Below are 20,209 nucleotides of genomic sequence, written 5' to 3'. Positions count from 1 at the left end.
ATATCATTAACTTCAATACATATAAATCTACTATACTAAAATCATTAATATCGAGTTTAGTAAAGATAGTTGTCAAAATAATTACTTACACCCAACCCAACATGAAAAGAAAATTATCGAAGTATTTTCTTCTAACTAGCATTGTGCTTAATGTATGTCTCACATATAGTCAATCAGACCAACCCCAATTAGTATCTAATAATCAACAAACGTTTATTGATAATCTAATCAACCCTAAAAAAAACACCTCCTCTTCTATAAAAACAGCAGGTAATCAAGAACTTTCTCTTACTCTTAATCTTCAAAAAGAAATCAATAATGATCTTATATTAATAGGTAATATTAATAATGATAGATTATCAACATTTACTTTTTCAAAAACAAGTGCTGGACTAACAGGAGAAATTGTAGTACCTAATCAAAAAAAAGCATATACGCTATACTCTGAAGCAGATGGTAAAGTTTTTATAAAAGAAACCAATATCAATGATGTTTTATGCGTAGACCTGGAAAAGTCAGCTTCAGGAAAGAATCAAATAAATGGAGGTCCTGTTTCAAAAACATCACTCCAATTAGAAAGTTTGCCGGGAGCAACAGGTGTTATTTACCTTGATTTTGACGGAGAATTAGTTTCTGGCACGAGTTGGCTTGGTGGAGCTACAATAGATGCACAATCACCTAATTTTAGTGATGAGAAGATAATTGAAATTTGGAAAATTATGGCGGAAGACTTTCGTCCATTCAACCTTAATATAACTACTCGTAGAGATCTTTTTGAAGCGGCACCCAGAAATCGTAGAATGATGTGTATTTTCACACCAACTACAGATGCAGCTCCAGGATCAGGAGGGGTAGCATATCTTAATTCTTTTTCGAGAAACAATGATAACCCATGTTGGGTATATAATCTAGGTACCAGATCTGCAGGAGAAACGGGATCTCATGAAGTAGGTCATACTCTTGGGCTATCACATGATGGGCAAGGAAGTACAGAATACTATAACGGACACGGTCAATGGAGTCCAATTATGGGATGGAGTGCTAGCAGACCTATTGGACAATGGAGTGCGGGAGAATACAACGGTGCCACAAGTTCTCAAGATGATATTGCAATTATAGCAAATACCAGAAATGGTATTGGTTTTCAAAATGATGATCATGGAGATGATATCACAAATGCTACACCATTAAGAACAAGTCCCGCAGGTGATGTAAACACCGATCAAAATTTTGGTTTAATCAGCACAAGAGAAGATAAAGATGTATTTTCATTTGTTATAGAAACAGGTAATGTTTCTTTTTCTTTTAGACCTGATCCTGATTATCCAAATTTAAATATTCAAGCTAGAATTTTAAATGAACTGGGACAAGAAGTACTATCTTCTGATCCTTCTGGCCTTTCTGCTTCTATAAATGAAAACCTAACAGAAGGAATTTATTATATAGAAATTGATGGTGTTGGTGAAGGAAATCCAAATAATGGATATAGTGATTATGCTTCACTTGGAAATTATACGATATCCGGAAGTTATATCCTAGGTGATGACAATCAACCTCCTTTATCTGAATTTGAAGCTAACACAGATTGCTCTACAGTTAATTTTATCAACTCTTCTACCAACAGAATAAATTCATACCTATGGGACTTTGGTGATGGCCAGACTTCTACCCAAGAAAACCCAACACATACTTATGCTTCTGTTGGAAATTACACTGTATCGTTAACAACCACAAATGATTCAGGAAATAATACCGAAGAAAAAATAGATTTTGTAACCATAGCATTTCCAAATCAGCCTGTGGCTTCAGATCAAAATGCTTGCAGCGGAGAATCTATAACTATAACCGCATCTGGAAATAGCAATTATAGGTGGTATACTGTTCCAACAGGAGGCATCAGTCTTAATACTGGATCAACTTATGAAACACCTAACCTTACTACGAATACAACGTACTATATCGAAGGAGTCATTGGAACTTGTATTACAGCAACAAGAACTCCCGTTAATGTTACAGTATCTCCAAGTCCTGATCAACCTACAGCATCAAATCAAGAGATTTGCAGCCCTGAATCCGTAACCATAACGGTATCTGGAAATAGTGAATATAGATGGTATGAAATGCCAACAGAAGGCACTAGCATTGCATCAGGAGCAACGTTTAACACCCCTGTTCTCGAATCTAGTAAAACTTATTATATTGAAGGTTTTATAGGAAGTTGTGTTACACCAACAAGAACTGAAGTGACAATAACGGTATCAGGAAATCCAGATCAACCCGTTGTATCTGATCAAAATATTTGTACAGGTGAATCTACAACCATAACGGTATCTGGAAATAGTCAATATCAATGGTATGAAACGCCTACAGGAGGCACCAGTATTGCTTCTGGTACAACCTATGAAACTCCTGAACTCACGGCAGACAAGACATACTATATCGAAGGAACAAGTGGTAGCTGTATCACAGCAACAAGAACAGAAGTAAATATAGTAGTTTCTGAGATTCCAGAACAACCTCTAATTACTGTTACTCCAAGTCAAAACTTATCAGTTTCTTCAAATTTTGCTACTTATCAATGGTATTATAATGATGAAGTAATTGATGAAGCTATTCAGGCAGAATATATTCCGACAGAAACTGGAGAATATACTGTTACAGTGGCTAACCAAGCTGGGTGTAGTATTACTTCAGAAAAGTTTGTTGTAGATCAATCTTTACTTAATCTAAGACAAGAGAATAAAACATATACATACTACCCCAATCCTGTTAACGATAATGAACTACTAAATATTGATGGGTTTACTACAGAGGATTATGATCTGAGAATTGTCAATATTCAAGGGCAAGTACTGATTCAATCAACTCCTACTCCTACCATGGATATATCAGAATTATCACAAGGACTATATATCATTTTAGTTAATAATAAAGCGATTGGTAAATTCATGAAAGAATAAACCTTCTTAAATAAATAAAAATAAGCACATTGTCTATATACAGGCAATGTGTTTTTTTATACTCAAAAATATATTTACACTAAACAAAGTAAAAGATTCAAATGCATAAGTATTATTTTAACTTTCCTTTAATAGTTTTTTGAATATCTTTAGAAGCTAAAACACACTACAATTTGAAAAACACAATTGCATCTTATCTTTTTATTTTGGTACCTGCACTTATTTTTTCTCAGCAAAAGTCTAAGGAAGGTAGAATCATATCAGAATATGGAAAAACGTATGAAGTAGTTAACCCTGATTTCAAAACGAACAAACAGCAGAACTTAAAAGCTGTTTTTGATGTTGGAAGAACTTTTAAAGATAGTTCAAAAGTAAATCCTCTTTTTAATACTGCGGCAAGGTACCTTAATATGCATGATGCTGCTGGAGTACCTCTTAAAAATCTAAAAGTAGCATTAGTTGTCCATGGATCTGCAGCAAATGATCTTCTAAACGATTCAAAATATAAAATAAAATACGGTATTGATAACCCCAACACTCCTCTCCTTTCGGCTTTGTCAGAAAAAGGAGTGCAAATTATTTTATGTGGGCAAACCGCTGCATATAGAAATATTACTAGACAAGATGCTTTGCCTCAAGTGCAATTTGCACTTTCTGCAATGACTGCTTTGGTACAATTGCAAAATCAAGACTATAGACTTATTAATTTTTAATCGTAATGAATTTAAGTATTTATATAAGCATATTTTAAAAATGATTATTATACTTGCTGATTCTAACATTTTTTAGATTATTTGACTTCTAAAATAATATTGATAAACTCATGAAAACACAAACACAATCTATTGTATTTATCCTTCTAATGGTTTTTTGTTCTATTCAGGCACAAAAAATTGATCCTGATATAAAAACCACAGCAGAAAAATTAGAATCCAAAGTAATCGAATGGAGACGGGATTTTCATCAAAACCCTGAGCTTTCGAATCGAGAATTCGAAACTGCTAAAAAAATTGCCAAACATCTTAAGGATTTAGGTATGGAAGTAACAGAAAATGTTGCAAAGACTGGTGTAGTTGGTATTCTTAAAGGAAGAAAAGAAGGCAAAACTGTGGCTTTAAGAGCAGATATAGACGCGTTACCGGTTACAGAACGTGTTGATGTGCCCTTTAAATCTGTGGTAAAAACTACTTTTCTGGATACAGAGGTTGGAGTTAGTCATGCTTGTGGCCACGACACTCATATTTCTATCCTTATGGGAGTTGCAGAAACTCTTGCCAAACATAAAGATAAAATAAATGGAACTGTTAAGTTTATTTTTCAACCTGCAGAAGAAGGCCCTCCTCCAGGAGAAGAAGGCGGAGCAAAATTAATGATCAAAGAAGGAGTACTAAAAAATCCCGATGTTGATGCTATTTTTGGTTTGCATATTAATTCTGGAACAGATGTTGGAAAAATTAGATATAAACCAGGAGGAACAATGGCAGCTGTAGAACGATTTGTTATTAATGTAAAAGGAAAACAAACTCATGGTTCGGCACCATGGACAGGGGTCGATCCCATTTTGATTTCTGCTAAGATAATTGATGGTTTACAAACTATTATTAGTAGAGAATCTCCTCTTGTAAGCGAGGCTGCAGTAATTACAGTTGGTAAAATTACTAGTGGAGTACGTTTTAATATCATTCCCGAAAGTGCAGAAATGATTGGTACTGTACGTACATTAGACCCTCAAATGAGAGCACTTATTATTCGTCGTATGAAAGAAATGGTACCTTCTATTGCCAAAGCTTATGGCGGAGAAGCAACTATTGATTTTCAAAATAACACATCAATTACGTATAATGACCCGGATCTTGTAACAAAGATGTTACCCACCATTGAAGGTATTGCTGGTAAAGAAAATGTAATTTTATCTAAAGCAACTACTGGTGGTGAAGATTTTTCTTATTTTCAAGAGGTTGTCCCTGGGTTTTATTTCTTTTTAGGAGGAAAATCTCCTGAAGCTAAAAAAGTAGCAGCACATCATACTCCGGATTTTTATATTGACGAAAGTGGATTACTATTAGGAGTTAAAGTAATGTCACAATTAACACTTGATTATCTTAATGCGCAATAGATAAAATAGAAATGGAAAGTATACTTAGTTTTTTAGGAGCGATCCCTTGGTGGGCATGGGGTATTGCTGTATTAGTAATGATTGCAATACGAGATATCTTTTTTAATCAAAGACATACTATTAGTCATAACTTTCCAATTGTTGGCCATCTAAGATATTTACTAGAGAGTATTGGTCCAGAAATTAGGCAATATTTTGTAGCAAATAATAGAGAAGAACTTCCTTTTAACAGGATTGAACGAGGGTGGGTCTATGCTTCTTCAAAAAATGAAAATAACTACGAGGGTTTTGGTACAGATAGAGATATCTATATGCATCAACATATTTTTGTTAAGAACTGTATGATTCCTTTTAAAATGGATAAAAATCATCCTAACAAAGAAGACAAATCCTTTCTTCCTTGTGCAAAGGTGATGGGGCTATATAATAATAGAACAAAACCTTATCGACCAGGATCTGTGATTAATATCTCTGCAATGAGTTTTGGTTCTCTTTCTGCTCGAGCTGTAGAATCTTTAAATATCGGAGTACAAAAATCAAATGCGTATCATAATACCGGTGAAGGCGGACTTTCTCCCTATCACAGTAATGGTGGTGATGTTATTTTTCATTTCGGAACAGGGTATTTTGGTGTAAGAAATGAAGATGGTGATTTTTCAATGCAGAAGATGAAGGAATTAGTGACAAAAAATCCTTTTATTCGCGCCATTGAAATTAAGTTATCTCAAGGTGCAAAACCAGGGAAAGGCGGTGTACTACCTGGAACAAAAATCACTCCCGAAATTGCACAAATACGAGGAGTAGAAGTTGGTAAAGATGTTTTATCTCCTTCTTCGCATACTGCTTTCACAAATGTTCCTGAACTTCTTCAATTTATTGAAGACATTGCCTCAGAAACAGGACTTCCTGTCGGAATAAAAGCAGCTATTGGTAAAACAGAGCAATGGGAGCTCCTTGCTGAGCTTATGGCAAAAACAAATAGAGGTCCTGATTTTATCACTATAGATGGTGGCGAAGGTGGTACAGGAGCGGCACCTCCAAGTTTTGCTGACCATGTATCTCTTCCTTGGGTCTATGGATTTACTGCTATTTATAAAATTTTTCAAAAACACAATTTAACCGATAGGGTAGTTTTTATTGGAAGTGGAAAACTAGGTTTTCCTGCTAAGGCCGCTATGGCCTTTGCTATGGGTGTAGATTGCATAAACGTAGCCCGAGAAGCTATGATGAGTATTGGTTGTATCCAGGCACAAATATGTCATACCAACCGTTGTCCAAGTGGTGTAGCTACACAAAGTAAATGGCTACAAAAGGGGATTAATATACCGCTTAAATCTGATCGTCTTGCTCAATATTTTAAGACCTTCAGAAAAGAGTTTACAGAAATCACACATGCAGCCGGGTATGAACACCCTTGCCAGTTTACTATGAACGATATCGATCTTAATGTAGATGATGGAGAATTAACTAAGACGTTAGAAGAATCTTTTAAATATGCAAAAACCAAAGTAGAGTATACTTGTAATCAAGATTTAAAAGAATGTACGTATCTTGGAGGATATTCTAAATAAAGAACTGAAAAACAATCTTACCATATAACTAATACAATAGAATGAAATTTGAAATTATACCTTTAATTATTTCTTTAATCCCAGCAATACTTATTACACTACTTGCAGTATATTTTTTTAAAATGCATACTACAAATGAAGAAAGACGACGTAGGTTTCTTTTGCACAAAGAAAATCAAAAACAAGCCCTTCCTCTTAAACTTCAGGCATATGAGCGTATGGTTTTATTTCTGGAAAGAATATCTCCTGGTAAATTATTAACCAGAATGGCTCCTGTAGGAGAAGATAAAAAAAGTTATGAAGCCCTATTAGTACATACTATAGATCAAGAATTTGAGCATAATCTTACCCAGCAAATCTATATCTCTGATGAAAGTTGGAATACAGTTAGAGCAGCTAAAAATGCTACAATTGGTATTATCAGAAAAGCTACTTTAAAAGAAGATGTCGATTCTGCTGATAAAATGAGAGAAATTATTCTTACCGAATTAGTAGAAAAAGGTTCTCCTAGTGATACAGCATTAGCTGTAATCAAAACCGAGGTTAGCGGACTTTTTTAGTTTTATAAAGACTCCTGATTATCATATAAAACCGGTTATTCTATACGATAACCGGTTTCTTTTTTTATTAAAACGTGTTTCTTTTATCTTAAGGAGTAGAAAAAGCTGTTACCGCAGATTTGGTTTTATTACCAAAAGCATCATTGGTAACAATCTGAATATAATAGGTTGTTGTAGCAGTTAAACTTCCACTTGCTATTGTTGTACTAGTTGTATTTCCTAAAACATCTACCGGAGGGTTTGTGGTTCCCAAAAATACATCATAAGATGTAATATCATTATCTTCATCTGCACCTATCCATTCTATGGTTTTTGATAAACCGGTTAAAACATCCAGATTTTTTGGAGTGCTTATTTCTGCAGGAAAAGGAGCATAATTTACAACACCTTCTGCTGGACTGTAAAATTCCCAAACGGGACTTGTACTCGTTTCTGCATCTCCAGAGCCAATAGCTGTCACAGACCAGGTATATGAATTATCCTGTAATAATTTAATTTTGACAGTAGTTTCTCTTGATGATACTTTCGAAGTCGTATTTGTTTTTAAATCTGTAATATTAACGATATAACTTACTGCATTTTTTGCCGTATTCCATTCAAAATCAATTTCATTCTCTGTAGAAGATATAAATGTACCAGAAGTACAGGTTGCATTTTCTGATGGAAACACCAAAGATGCAGGGTCAGGAGTTACTCCAGAAGGGGTCCCTTCCCCATCATCAGAACCACTACAGTTCAATAAAAAAGCAATCCCAATAAGTGAAACTATTATTTTAATTTCTTTCATTTTTATTTTTTTTAAATTTCTTTACTTCTTTTTTAATCCTTTATATAAGGACTGGTCACTTAGTTCTGAGGTTCTTTAATAACTAATTCAAAACATTGTTTAAAATCAGGAAGACCTTCGGCAGTAATACATACCGTATAGTTTCCACTCCCAAGACCATCAAAAGATGTAGTTGTATCAAATTCATTCGACATTGAGGTTCCTTCAATAACCGCAGTATACTGAAGTTTCTGTGTAGCCTCAATTGATATTGTAGCATTTTTACTTCCTTTACAACTTTCTCCAGCCGATCGTACCTTAAAATTAGTATTTGTGATATTAATTGCCTGACAAATATCATTAGGCAACCCTTGACAATCACTCGTTCCAACGGTTGAACCTAAACTCCATACTCGTACCCAGTCAATTTCAAAACTTGGTAATGTTTGTCCGGCTTGAGCTGCAGTGGCTGCATCTGGATGATTAGGTTGAAAACCTCCTGATCCACTATTATAATCTGCAACATCTACTGTATGTGGAGAAGATGACAATATAAGGCTCATATCATAAGGGTCATTTGCCGCATCTTCAGGCTGATCTGTGGTTAAGTATTTTACTCCATCATAGTAAAAAGAAACTTCTGTAGGAGTCCAATACATGCCATTCGAATGCATTTCTAGTTCTTACACTTTCTATGCTTGCATCAATTTTGGTTTTACCATCGATTACTCTTTTTTCACTATAATGATGAGAAGTTGTTGCTTTATTTTCGAAGAATCGTGTAGCAAAACCGCTATACTCCATTAAATCAAATTCTGTAGCAGTTGGTCCAGGAGCTCCATTTCGAAAATTTTTCCCCCAAATCCACCATGTTGGCCAAATACGTCCATTAGGATCTGCAGTTATTCTTATCCTTGCTTCGTAATAACCATACCTATCATTTCCAATAGGTTTACGTCTGGATTCAATCCATCCTCCAAGAGGTCTACCTCCTGCGGGATAAGTATTATTTATTTTTAATGTACCACCACTTACATCAAGAGAGTTACTACTAAATCCTCTTAGTTCATCTGTTCTAATAATCCAGTCACTTGTATTCACTGAACTTCCATCAAATTCTTCAGAAAATATTTTAACCCAAGGTGTATTTGGTGGTGGTATTTGCGCATTCATACTCATTATTGCAAAAAGAAAGGCTAATGCAAAAATTCTTTTTAATACAATTCTTATCATAGATATTTTTTGTTTTAAAGAAACTTAATAAAAGTGAATGCTAGTAACAGATATGGTTTTTTAAGTATAAAAAATATAAATTATTTCCTTTTTTAATTTGAGTATCCCTAAAGTTTGTATGATCTGAAGAAATATACGGTCAACAACAAATTGCACTAGTAAGAACAGTGTCTAAAAATTGATATATCAGTAAAAGTATCTTAAACTAAAAATTACCCGGCTAAGTCAATATCTTTAAGTTTATTTTCTTCTGCTTGTTTTGCTTTTTCTGCGGCATATTCAAATCCTTGTCTCCACCAGCTCCCCATTAATTTTTTATTAAAAATCAAAGAATTCTCGGTGAGTTTAGAAGGTGTATAATATAAATTTAACAGTACATTTTTATTAATTGCAGCTAATTTACCTACTACAGTATCATGACCTTCAACTTGATCTAACATATGGCTAAACAAATTCACCATAAGAGAAAATGGATTTTTTCCCAGAACTTTATTGTACTCCATGTTTTCAGATTCTAGAATAATGGCATCCACCTCTGTAGCTCCACGTCGTATTGCTTCTCTAATAGGAACCATACATCCAAAACCACCATCTGCATATTCGTAACCATCTTTGGTTGCCAAACTCATAAAAGGAACGTAATTACAAGATATCCAAACCCAGTCACAGAAGTCTTCATAAGAACAATCTTTTATAGATTTATACTCTGTTCTATTTTTGGTAAGGTTAGTAACGGTAACAACAATATCATCTACTTTTTTACGAGCCAATCTAAATTCTGCTTCTGAGAAATTCCTTCTAATAGCTCTTCTCAGGTTTTTACTTTCTCCAAAAGTTCGTTTTCTTTTAATAAACTGCCATAATGATGAAAAAAAGTTAACAGATACAAACTCTCGATTTCCTTTTTTTCTGACTATAAATGGATTTACATTAAAAATTGTATGTTGATTTACATTGGTATAGATATCGTACATTCTATCGATATTCCCTAATGCCAGCTGTGCAATCAATAAACTACCTGTAGAGGTACCTAAAAAAAGATCATATTTTTTTCCTTGTTCCTGGATCAGATATTGTGCTACACCACCGGCATATGCTCCTTTACTTCCTCCGCCTGAAATTACTAATGCTCGCATATTCTTTTATAAGGGGTTTGATATATTTTTTTGTTTTGCAAATTCATAACCTTTTGTCCACCATTCGGTCATTTTTTCTTTATCAAAAATTAATGAATTTGTCGTAAGGACAGTTGGAGTAAAATATAAGTCCATGGATACATCTTGTTCTATTGCTCTAAATTTACCAATTCTAATATTTTGATTTTCAATCCTATCCATCATAAAATCGACCATATTGGTTATTAAAGAGAAGGGATTCTTTGTAGGCATACGATTAAGGTAATTAACTTCCGTTTCTAAAACGATAACATCGATCTCTGTTGCTCCTCTTTTAATAGCTTCTTCTATCGGCACCATAGACCCTAACCCTCCATCAACATAATCACAATTATTTTTCCTGACCAAACTCATAAAAGGTGGATAATTACATGATATCCAAATCCAGTCCAAAAAATCCTCGTATGTACACTCTTTAATAGATTTATACTCAACAATATTAGCCGAAAGATTAGTCACCGTAACGATAACATCCTTTTCTCCTGATTTTAAAATTTCAAAATATTCATTAGAAATTGCACTTCTTACAAGGTTTCTTAAATTTTTACTATCCCCAAATGATTTTTTACCTCTAATCAGATTACGTAAAACATTAAAATGATTAATACTAATACTTGTATATCCCTTTTTCTTTTTGACAATAAAGGGACAATTTCTAAATATTGAAGATTGATTTACCGAAGTATAAAAACTTTTTATTTCTTCGATTTTAGACAATGCCAAATGTGAAACTAAAAGACTTCCCGTAGAGGTACCAAGAAAAAGGTCATACTCTCTATCTAAATCTTTAATTAGATACTGTGCTACGCCACCTGCAAAAGCTCCTTTACTGCCACCTCCGGAAATTACTAATGCACGCATATTCTATTTTATGGGGTTAATTTTTTCTGTAAAAAATCTTGTTGATTTTTTGGTAAACTATTCATTAAAACTACATATTTCTTTTGATATTTTTCATTCTTTAATAATTTATCAAGAATTTTTCTACAAGAGTTTCTAAAACGCCAATTATGGTGTGTGGCACCATCGACAAGATGTATTAATGATTTGTCGGAAAAAGCCTGTAAACTTTCCAAATAAGTAAAAGCGCTCTCGCGAGTATTAAAATTAAATTTTGGTGCTGTATAGTTTACCAATTCAAAGTAAAACTTTTGATGATTTTCAGTTTGATACTCTTTAGTATTTAAAGCTAAAACTAACCAAAGCATTCTAACATTTTTAGTATTGAAGCCTATCACTTCCTTGGTTAATTCTAAATATTCTTTTCTTTTTTCTGGAAAACTAGCCCATAAATGATACAAGGCCGGTTCTATGGTTGCATATGATGGATCACTTAATAAGGATTCATATTGTTGTTGTAAATCCTTAGGAACATCGCTTAAGGTATTGGCAATAGCTTGTCGAACAAAAATATTATTTGTAGCAAAAGCTTTATCATATAAGGCAATAATTTCCTGATCTGATTTTCCTTCTAGTTGATAAATCACCTCTTGACCAATGTAATCATTTACAGGAAAATCCAGTGCTTTTGCTAACCTCCCCCATTTTCCTGCCAAGGGTTGTGTGCGTTCCTGAGCCAAACCAAGGTAACTCTTAATAAAATCGGATTTGGTAAGAATATCTAATGCTTCTTGTGAAGGGAATTTTACATTTTCTAACCATAATTTCTTGAAGGAAGTCAAATCAGTACCACTCACCTCTTCTGCTATTGTCATAAAATCATTTGTGGTTGCATTCTTAAATTTATGTTTCTCTAGGTAGTTATGAATTACTATTTTAAAACTGGTATCTCCTATAAGGTCTCTAAGTGCATGAATAGCCCAGGCTCCTCTTTGATAAAATGTTAATGAACTCGCTTTGGGATCTAATAATGCTGTAGCATTTTTTGTTTTGGATAATTCTGTAAGTTGCTCTGCACTTTCATATAATTTATATAGAAAATAATCCTCTCCAAAAATTTCTTTTTCTGCTAATAAAGCATAGTATGTTGCAAAACCTTCTTGCAACCAATGGTGAGTCCCTTCAGTTTCTGTAACCAAATCACCAAACCACTGATGTGCCAATTCATGTGCATTTACATTAATATAATTTCTATCAATAAAAGCAGTTTCATCTACTACAAAAGCATCAGAAAAAATAGTAGTCCCTGTGTTTTCCATACCTGCATATAAAAAATCTTTTACAGGAATTTGTTTATAATTCTGCCAAGGAAAAGAATATCCTATCTCTTTCTCCAAAAAATCAAATATCTTCTTACTATGCTTGTATGTAGATTGATATTTTTCTTTATCTCCAGGGTAGTAATACATTTCTAAAGGTGTTCCATTTGCAGAAACTTCGACTACCTTTTCATATTTACCAATAGCAAAAGCCACTAAATAACTACTCATTGGCTTTTGCATATCATACTGCCAACTTTGTATAGAATCATTGATCGCTTCGTTCTTTACAAGTTTTCCATTTGCTATTACTTCATATCCTTTTTCAAAATCAATAGACAGATCAAACACTACCTTTTCATTCATATCATCAAAACTAGGCAACCAATTAGAAGTATATTTACCTTGACCTTGTGTCCATATCTGATCTTTACCATGATAATCTTTAACAAAGTATAATGCTTTTTTGGGCGTGGCTTCAAATTCAATTGAGATCTTATGTTTAGCATCTACTTTAAAATCAGAATTAATAACAATCTTCTTGTCATCATATTTAAAGTTTGCTTTTTCTCCATCGAGGGTCACGGTTTTGATTTTCATGTTTTGCGCATCCACAAAAATAGATGTTGCCGTTTTTAACATTGTTAATGTATACTGTACTTTTCCTGTCACAGTTTTTGTTTTTGCTTTGACCAATACATCTACTTTACCCTCTAAAAAATCAACTTGTGATTGTTCTAAGGTATTGCTATACATTAAGTCTGAATCTACCTCCAGCGCAAAACCCGTATATGAAAATAAAACTGTAAAAAGGGCTAAAATAAATTTCATTTGTCTCTGTTTCTTTTATTTATAATAAGATGAGATTTGTATTAAAGTTGATTTAGTCGAGTTTTAAATCCTTTAATATACTCCTAACACCTCTTTCATCAATCAAACGTTCTGCCAAAATAACGATTTTACTCTGTCCATGTGGCAAATTTTAGCTCTAACCCAAATTACTCATTAGAAAATCTACTACAGCTGAAAAACTCCTTCAAACACAATCGCTTTGCTACATTTTTAAGTTTAACCATAGCGCTACTATGCTAAAACTTAGAAAACATCAGTGTTTATTGTATTTTCCAACTTCGTAACGAAGTTCTAATGAGTAATTGGGGTTGAACTATTTTCTAAGAAATACTATCTTCGTTCTAATGAATCCTAATATTTTACAAACTCCTATTGATTACCTTAAGGGTGTTGGGCCATCCCGTGCAACGCTCTTACGTTCTGAATTAGGCATTCATACCTATCAAGATCTTATTAACCTATTCCCTAACCGATATCTCGATAAGACAAAATATTATAAAATCAATGAATTACAACGTAATTCTGCAGAAGTACAGATTATTGGCAAAATTATCAATATAAAAACTGTAGCACAGAAGAAAGGAAAACGTTTGGTTGCTAAGTTTATAGATGACACTGGCGAAATGGAACTGGTATGGTTTAGGGGACAAAAGTGGATTAAGGAAAACCTAAAACTTAATACTCCTTATGTTATTTTCGGGAAAACGAAATACTATAATGGGTTTAATATGCCACATCCAGATATGGAGTTGCTTACAGAACATGAGAAAAACTTAAGAACTGTCATGCAACCTATTTACCCTTCTACAGAAAAGCTTTCTAATAAAGGCATCACAAACCGTGTAATGAGTAAAATGATGCAACAACTATTTGTTGAAACCAAAGTACGTTTTTATGATACACTTTCGAGTGAAATTCTGGAGGAATTAAAGTTAATTTCAAAAAGTGAAGCTGTTTTTAATGTTCATTTTCCTAAAAACCAAGAATTACTTGCTAAAGCACAATATCGTCTTAAGTTTGAGGAGTTGTTTTACATACAGTTACAACTCATTACCAAAAAGTTGATTCGAAAACAAAAAATCAAAGGTTTTCCGTTTACTGAAGTCGGAGAACATTTCAATACCTTTTATAAAAATCATCTTCCTTTTGAGCTTACCAATGCTCAAAAAAGGGTTATTAAAGAAATTCGTAATGATATTGGTAGTAGCGCCCAGATGAATCGACTCCTTCAAGGAGATGTAGGTTCTGGTAAAACCATAGTGGGATTAATGACTATGTTATTGGCTATAGATAATGGTTTTCAGGCTTGTTTAATGGCTCCCACAGCAATTTTGGCTAATCAACATTATATGGGAATCCAGGAGCTCACGAAAGATCTGGATGTGAATGTAAAACTATTAATGGGAAGCTCTAAGGTTAAAGAAAGGCGGCAAATTCATGAAGAATTAGAAAATGGCTCACTACATATATTAATTGGTACCCATGCTATTCTAGAAGATAAAGTACAATTTAAAAATCTTGGACTTGCTATTATTGATGAGCAACACCGATTTGGAGTAGCACAACGTGCAAAATTATGGCATAAAAACACGTATCCTCCTCATATTCTTGTAATGACTGCTACACCCATACCCAGAACATTAGCTATGAGTTTATATGGAGATCTGGATATTTCTGTAATTGATGAGCTCCCCCCTGGTCGTAAAGCCATTAAAACTGTACATCGCTACGATAGTAATCGTCTAAAAGTATTTAAGTTTATCGCCGACGAGATCCAAAAAGGTCGCCAGGTTTATGTGGTATATCCACTAATTCAGGAATCTGAAGTTATGGACTATAAAGATCTTATGGACGGTTATGAAAGTATTGCTCGCTCCTTCCCTGCTCCACAATATCAAATTTCTATTGTTCATGGTAAAATGAAACCCGCTGATAAAGATTACGAAATGGATCGTTTTGTAAAAGGAGAAACTCAAATTATGGTAGCTACTACTGTTATTGAGGTTGGAGTCAATGTCCCAAATGCCAGTGTAATGATCATTGAGAGTGCAGAACGATTTGGTTTATCTCAATTACATCAATTGCGTGGACGTGTGGGACGAGGTGCAGAACAAAGTTTTTGTATTCTTATGACAAGCTTTAAACTATCAGCAGATAGTAAAACACGATTAGAAACCATGGTTCGTACAAATGATGGTTTTGATATTGCCGAAGTAGATTTAAAATTACGTGGTCCCGGAGATATCATGGGTACACAACAAAGCGGAGTATTGAATTTAAAAATAGCTGATATTGTAAGAGATAATGATATTTTAAAAACAGCACGTCACTATGCCATGAAGATTCTAAATGATGATCCTTCATTATCTGCTGAAAAAAATAAAGTATTACTATACACCTATCAGCAGTTAGCTAAGCATAAAAACATATGGAATTATATTAGTTAACATATACTAATCCAAAAGTATTTTTGTTATTACACTTATAGTCAATGCAATAATAATATGAAAAATTTAGTCCTCTTTGGTTTTCTTTTGTTCTTTTCTACCTCTTCTGTTTTTGGTCAACACTTAAAAGAACAAGAATGGACAACGCTTTCAAATTATAAAAAATCTAATGATAATACAGGTTTTGAAGCATTTCTTAAAAAACGGGGTTTTTCTAAGTCAGATCAAACTAATGATAAATATGTATTTTATAACTGGAATAAAACTGATAGTTTTTATTATGGAGTAAGAGTTAATGCAAAATCCGGACAAGTTACTTATATGACTAATGATCAAAATTATGTTTTAAAATTATTATCCAGATTTGTTTCAGAATATTCGCATATCAAATCTGAGAAACAAGGCACTCTTGCTATGACACATATTTTTCAATCACAAACTAGTACCATAGCTGTTAAATTAGATTTATCAACAGATTCGGAAACACATTTGTTGTTTGCCAGTAATAACTAACAAACAAAACGTTTAATATTTATGCAAAATTACACCTCCATATATTTTTGCCATTTTACTAAAATGTACTTTTCTTTTTGATTTTCTTTCAACAATAAAAACCCATATTCGTAGCAAAAAAGATAGACTTGTCCTTTGGTATTTTTCCAGTAGTGTGTAAAAAATTTTGGATTGAAACCTTCTGCTAGTAATTTCTCTTTTCTTACAGTTGATAAACCCGATTTATTATAAGCTTTTAGTATTTTTCTATTCGTCTTTAATTGTCTATCTATTTTATAATACTCATCTTCTTCTTGTTTTCTTTTTTCATATTGCTGTGCAGATTTGCAATATGCAGAGCAATATTTTTTATCTGACCTTCCCGTAATTACAGTATCACAAACTGGGCATTTTTTCATTATAATTTTTTTAAACAAATAATATGCGAATATTATACGGATAAAACACGATTAAAGTATTTTTTTCCATCATTTTTACCCTATGAGCCCTTCTAAACACATAACAATAAAACATCTATTTATACAAAATGAGAAGATGATCGGTTTACAATTTTATCCGGATAAAGTCATACATGCTTTGGTAAAAGAATTACCTAATCCTAAGTGGAGTAAGACATATGCTATGGTTTACATTAAGAATACCAAAGAGAATCTAGATATAATTTTTGAAACATTTCGTGGTATTGCATGGATTAATAGTAATTCTTTTTTTAAGGAGAAAACAATAAGGAATAATACTCCAATCGATATTAACTGGTATCGCAACAGAGTCAAAACTACTTCTTATAATTACGTTCCTGAAGAATATTTAAAAAAACTAGAACTTAAAAGATACGCTCTAAACACTTGTAAAACTTATATTTCTCAATTTGAAAAATTTATCAACCACTTTTACGATTGCCCAATTGTAGAACTATCTGAACAAGAGATACGTAATTATTTACAACATCTGATTCGAGAAAATAAGTCTAACAGCTATATTAATCAAGCTATTAATAGTATTAAATTTTATTATGAGGTCGTAATGGGAATGCCTAATCGATTTTATAGTATTGAAAGGCCTAGAAAAGAACAGAAGCTGCCCGGCATATTGGCTAAAGAAGATATATTAAAAATGATTAACCTTACAAAAAACCTAAAACATAAATGTATTATTAGTTTGTTATATTCTTCTGGATTACGAAGAAGTGAATTATTAGATCTAAAACTCACAGATATCAATAGTAACAGCATGCTTATTAAGGTAAGACAAGCTAAAGGAAATAGAGATCGATATACGGTTATTAATCAAGTGGTTCTTAATAACCTTAGAGCATATTACAAAATATACAAACCAAAACTATACTTATTTGAGGCCATAAAACCTGGAAAGAAATACAGTCCTACCAGTGTCTTTAAAGTTGTTACTCAAGCTGCGAAAAAGGCTAAAATCAATCAATCGGTACATCCACATATGTTAAGGCATAGTTTTGCAACACACCTATTAGAAGAAGGAATAGATTTACGATATATACAAGTACTGTTAGGGCATAATTCTAGTAAAACAACAGAAATTTATACTCATGTAGCGATAAAAAAGTTTAAAAACATAAAAGATTTATTAATTTAGTTCCCCACATAAAAGAAATATAGTTACCATGGTAACTATATTCAATTGTTATAGCCAATTAAACAAAGAATGACAAATAAAACCTGGGATCCATTAGTAAGAAGTAAAGAAGCAGATACGGAAATTGTTTCTTCAGCTCAAAAAAGAGAAATAAAAAATATTTTAAAATCTTATGTTGGAATGTATGATTCGTTTTCCGAATTAATACAAAATTCAATGGATGCTGTTGATAAAAGAGTAACTATTCTTAAAGAAAAAGAATATAATAAGAAGTTATGGATTGAAATAAATTTGAAAGAAAATTCATTTTCTATAACAGATAATGGAATAGCTTTCAATGAAAAAGAATTAGAATCATTCTTGGCTCCAAATATCTCTTTTAAAGAAGGAGAAGAAACAAGAGGAAACAAAGGTGTTGGTGCAACATATATTGGCTATGGATTCAATTACCTTCAATTTGCCACTAAAGGCAATGGGAATAGTTTTTCTGGAGAATTAATAGGAGGAAGAAATTGGGTGGAAGATTTTAAAGGTATTGTAACTAGGCCTATTGTCACAGAATCAATATGTACTAATGAAAGCTTTAATGAATTAAAAAGAGGTTCAACATTCAAAATAAAATTTGAAGGCGATAATATTAGGCCAAAAGATTTGTCATGGTATACAGCTAAAACACCACAACAATGGTTATATCTTCTTTTAATTAAAACACCTTTAGGGTGTATAAACTATTCTCATACTAAAGATAAAAACATAACTTTTGATTTAAAAGTTATACGGAAAGACGGTTCCGAAGAACTATTAGAGAATCAAAATGCTGAATATATTTTTCCTCACAGTAAAATCAACGCTAGTGTTGATTTAAAAGACATATATGCTTTTCAAAAAAATGCTATTGCTAAAAACAAAGATGCATCGGCTATACCCAGTAAATACAAAAAATCAAATGGTGTTTATGAAATTTTTTCAAATCAAGAAATTCTAGACTTAAGAAAAACAGATGATGAGTTTCAAAAAATAGTAAAAGAATATAAAATTGAAGCTTACGGTTATTTCACATATTCTACTTCCGTTTGGGATTCATTAAATGATATTATTGCTAAACTTAGAAAAGGATATAGAGTTTTAAAAGGTGGCTTACAGTTGGCTAACAATCAAATGATTCAAGGCGAATTAATCGCAATCCCTCTGACATCAAATATCGGGTATCAAAATCAATGTCATGTATTAGTTCATTTCAAAGATGCTGACCCTGATTTAGGTAGAAAAGGGTTTCAACCTGAGTTAAAAGAAATTGCAGAAAAATTATCTGTATCAATCGTAAATAGGCTAAAGCAATGGAAACCTTTACTTAAATCGGACACTGGTGCAAAGCCAGATATAGTTAAAGAAATTGCATTACATGAATGGATTAGAGAACAAGAAGACCATGAGAAAACAAATCCATTAAACTTAACAAATAAAAACTTTTTTGCGCCGATAAATGAAATATCAATTACTTCAGAACCTCAATCAGAACAGGATGCAATCGTTCTTTTTAATCAGCTAATAGCTGGTGGTGTTATAAGAGGGATAAAATTACTTGCAACTAGCCAAGTTAAACAATATGACGGTGTATTTAAATATGTAGTAAAAGAGCCTTTAAGTAATCATGAATATCACAAAGAAAACAATCCTTTAGGTGTACAAGAATTTCAATTTACTTCAGAGTTAACAAGTCCACCTAAAGTTTTAGAATATAAGTATAACATTGATGGGCTCATAAATGAATTTGAAAGTGAATATAAAAATGAAAAAGATATTCACCTCGCCGTAGCCTGGGAAATGGGTAACGAATGGAAAAAAAAATATGAAATCACATCTTTTTTAGATTTAGACAATCTTCATCAACGAGATTTCCATGGACTAACTCACCAATTTAATTCTGGAACTACTAAGTTTCATGTAATAATATTAAAGGAATTAGTCGAATATTTAAATGATGTTGACGGTGTTCAGACTTATCAGAAAGAAACATATAGCGAAGACATATTTTAATGAATAAAAAAGGCTATAACAATTTGTATAATGCATATGCACCCTGCGGGATGCAAACGCACCATACAATAGACGTTGTAGCACATAGGAAAAATTAAATGGGAATATTCAATAAAAAGAAAAGATGGGGAAACTTTAATGGTAACATTAATATATATGATGACTTAAAGCCTTCAGATATTCCTGAACTAATTGAAGAAAAAGATATTCAT

The 20,209-nt window shown here is 32.7% G+C and carries 16 protein-coding genes; 9 read left to right on the top strand and 7 right to left on the bottom strand.

What is annotated here, in order from left to right; all coding sequences use genetic code 11:
- Positions 1–101 precede the first annotated feature (101 nt).
- The 5 genes from FOF46_RS10045 (at position 102) to FOF46_RS10025 (ending at position 7,207) form a co-directional block, all read left to right on the top strand.
- A complete protein-coding gene (locus FOF46_RS10045) occupies positions 102–2,960 on the top strand; it encodes an Ig-like domain-containing protein (RefSeq protein WP_143916377.1) in 2,859 nt (952 codons plus the stop codon).
- Between the two features lie 173 nt (positions 2,961–3,133).
- Positions 3,134–3,673: a DsrE family protein gene (locus tag FOF46_RS10040; RefSeq protein WP_244299603.1), complete on the top strand. Its 540-nt coding sequence runs from the start codon at positions 3,134–3,136 to the stop codon at positions 3,671–3,673.
- 110 nt (positions 3,674–3,783) lie between these two features.
- Entirely contained in the window at positions 3,784–5,076 is a 1,293-nt protein-coding gene (locus tag FOF46_RS10035) for an amidohydrolase (protein WP_143916375.1), read from the top strand.
- Positions 5,077–5,087: 11 nt separating this feature from the next.
- Entirely contained in the window at positions 5,088–6,647 is a 1,560-nt protein-coding gene (locus FOF46_RS10030) for an FMN-binding glutamate synthase family protein (protein ID WP_143916374.1), read from the top strand.
- A gap of 41 nt (positions 6,648–6,688) precedes the next feature.
- On the top strand, positions 6,689–7,207 hold the full coding sequence (locus tag FOF46_RS10025; RefSeq protein ID WP_143916373.1) for a DUF7935 family protein: 519 nt from the start codon (positions 6,689–6,691) through the stop codon (positions 7,205–7,207).
- An 88-nt stretch (positions 7,208–7,295) separates the two neighbouring features.
- On the opposite strand, the gene FOF46_RS10020 is transcribed toward FOF46_RS10025, so the two are convergent.
- From FOF46_RS10020 to FOF46_RS09995, 6 genes are all read right to left on the bottom strand, one after another.
- Entirely contained in the window at positions 7,296–7,994 is a 699-nt protein-coding gene (locus FOF46_RS10020) for a phage tail protein (RefSeq protein ID WP_143916372.1), read from the bottom strand.
- Positions 7,995–8,053: 59 nt separating this feature from the next.
- Positions 8,054–8,647 carry a LamG domain-containing protein gene (locus FOF46_RS10015; protein WP_143916371.1) on the bottom strand — a complete coding sequence of 198 codons (594 nt, stop codon included), beginning with the start codon at positions 8,645–8,647 and terminating at the stop codon, positions 8,054–8,056.
- Positions 8,595–9,206 (bottom strand): glycoside hydrolase family 16 protein, encoded by a 612-nt coding sequence (locus FOF46_RS10010; protein WP_143916370.1) that lies wholly within the window; start codon positions 9,204–9,206, stop codon positions 8,595–8,597. The genes FOF46_RS10015 and FOF46_RS10010 overlap by 53 nt, the downstream gene beginning before the upstream one ends.
- A 212-nt stretch (positions 9,207–9,418) precedes the next feature.
- Positions 9,419–10,342, bottom strand: a complete 924-nt coding sequence (locus tag FOF46_RS10005; RefSeq protein WP_143916369.1) for a patatin-like phospholipase family protein — start codon at positions 10,340–10,342, stop codon at positions 9,419–9,421.
- Positions 10,343–10,348: 6 nt separating this feature from the next.
- A complete protein-coding gene (locus FOF46_RS10000; protein ID WP_109438424.1) occupies positions 10,349–11,242 on the bottom strand; it encodes a patatin-like phospholipase family protein in 894 nt (297 codons plus the stop codon).
- 8 nt (positions 11,243–11,250) lie between these two features.
- Complete coding sequence (locus FOF46_RS09995) at positions 11,251–13,371, bottom strand: M1 family metallopeptidase (protein ID WP_244299602.1); 2,121 nt, start codon at positions 13,369–13,371, stop codon at positions 11,251–11,253.
- A gap of 365 nt (positions 13,372–13,736) precedes the next feature.
- On the opposite strand from FOF46_RS09995, the gene recG reads away from it, so the two are divergent.
- Both recG and FOF46_RS09985 read left to right on the top strand, forming a co-directional pair.
- Positions 13,737–15,839, top strand: coding sequence for an ATP-dependent DNA helicase RecG (gene recG, locus FOF46_RS09990; RefSeq protein ID WP_143916368.1), 2,103 nt, complete (start codon positions 13,737–13,739; stop codon positions 15,837–15,839).
- Positions 15,840–15,896: 57 nt separating this feature from the next.
- Positions 15,897–16,352 carry a hypothetical protein gene (locus FOF46_RS09985; RefSeq protein ID WP_143916367.1) on the top strand — a complete coding sequence of 152 codons (456 nt, stop codon included), beginning with the start codon at positions 15,897–15,899 and terminating at the stop codon, positions 16,350–16,352.
- 29 nt (positions 16,353–16,381) lie between these two features.
- Here the strand turns inward: FOF46_RS09985 and FOF46_RS09980 are convergent, their stop codons facing one another.
- Positions 16,382–16,750 (bottom strand): hypothetical protein, encoded by a 369-nt coding sequence (locus FOF46_RS09980; RefSeq protein ID WP_143916366.1) that lies wholly within the window; start codon positions 16,748–16,750, stop codon positions 16,382–16,384.
- Between the two features lie 136 nt (positions 16,751–16,886).
- Here FOF46_RS09980 and FOF46_RS09975 point away from each other — a divergent pair, with 136 nt between their 5' ends.
- Positions 16,887–17,960 (top strand): tyrosine-type recombinase/integrase, encoded by a 1,074-nt coding sequence (locus tag FOF46_RS09975; protein WP_143916365.1) that lies wholly within the window; start codon positions 16,887–16,889, stop codon positions 17,958–17,960.
- A gap of 69 nt (positions 17,961–18,029) precedes the next feature.
- Complete coding sequence (locus FOF46_RS09970; protein WP_143916364.1) at positions 18,030–19,997, top strand: ATP-binding protein; 1,968 nt, start codon at positions 18,030–18,032, stop codon at positions 19,995–19,997.
- Positions 19,998–20,209 lie beyond the last annotated feature (212 nt).

Origin of the sequence: Aquimarina algiphila, from assembly GCF_007489275.1 — a bacterium.
In the GTDB taxonomy this organism is placed as follows: domain Bacteria; phylum Bacteroidota; class Bacteroidia; order Flavobacteriales; family Flavobacteriaceae; genus Aquimarina; species Aquimarina algiphila.
Note: the sequence above shows the minus strand (reverse complement) of the source record. Positions and strands in the feature narration are given on the sequence as shown.